Genomic DNA, 1,173 nt, shown 5'->3' with positions numbered 1-1,173 from the left:
CAGATGAAGAAACAGATGATGATTTTCGAGAAAGAATACTTCTTAGAAAACAATTTCCTCCTTATGGTGGTTGTTCTTATGATTATTGGAGATGGATGCTTGAATATACCGGCGTAACAAGAGCATGGGTTTTTCCTTCTTATAATGGTGTTGGTACTGTTGGTTGTGCTTTTGTAATGGATGATATTTCTCCATATATTCCAAGTGCTGCCAATGTTGCACTTGTAAGAGCATATCTTGTAGAACATGAAGACCCTGCTACCGGCAGAACAGTTGGAATACCAGTAACGGCAGAACCAGGATTATTCATGATTACTTTGACAGAATTACCAATTAATATAACAGTAAATATATATCCAAATACATCTGCTATTCAATCAAGTATAGAGTCTGAAATTCAAGATTTAATTGATAGAGAAGGCGGCCCTGGTGAAACTATATATGTTTCAGATATACAAAGCGCACTTGGAAGAGTTTCTGATTTAGAGTATTTTTCACTTGCTATTCCTGTTGCTGATATTACTGCATTGACAAATCAAATACACGCTATTGGTACAATTACTTTTGGAGACTATTAATGCCATATTCAGTTTCCGAATACTTAAAAATGTTCTTAAATTTATTTCCTACTGGTCGCGCATGGTCAAGAGATACAAATGGAATATTATACAAATTATCTAATGCTCATGCAGAAGAACTTGTAAGAATAGATTTAAGAAGTGAAGAACTTTTAATAGAGAGAGATACAAGGAAGACATCTGATCTTCTCACGGACCATGAGAGAGATCTTGGGTTGCCAGATGAGTGTACGGATGTTGCAAGTTCTATTTCTCAAAGAAGAAATGCTGCTTTCGCTAAATTTGTTACAGAAGGAGGATTACATAAACAATCTTATATAGATCTTGCAAGTGATTTAGGTTTTGATATTACTATTACAGAGTTTAAACCTTTCTGGTGTGGCATTGGTGTTTCTGGAGATGGATGTGGAGATCAATCGAATATTTTTTATTGGCAAATAAATACTTATATAAGTCCTGAAAGTTGGATAGAATTTAGAAGCAATGAAAGTCAATGCGGTGATATGTTGACTTATGTTGCTGGAACGATAGAACAACAATGCATATTGAATAAACATAAGCCAGCCCATACAGTAATCATATGGAAATACTTTGG

At 34.7% G+C, this 1,173-nt stretch carries 2 protein-coding genes; both read left to right on the top strand.

What is annotated here, in order from left to right; genetic code table 11:
• Nucleotides 1–578, top strand: a 578-nt coding sequence (locus tag A2003_RS03235) for a baseplate J/gp47 family protein (protein WP_286686789.1), incomplete at its 5' end; no start/stop codon positions are given.
• The coding region (locus A2003_RS03230; protein WP_286686788.1) for a YmfQ family protein at nt 578–1,173 on the top strand (596 nt) is incomplete at its 3' end. The genes A2003_RS03235 and A2003_RS03230, both read left to right, overlap by 1 nt.

Origin of the sequence: Acinetobacter sp. GWC1_38_13 (genome assembly GCF_001767535.1) — a bacterium.
Taxonomy (GTDB): Bacteria; Pseudomonadota; Gammaproteobacteria; order Pseudomonadales; family Moraxellaceae; genus Acinetobacter; species Acinetobacter junii.
Note: the sequence above shows the minus strand (reverse complement) of the source record. Positions and strands in the feature narration are given on the sequence as shown.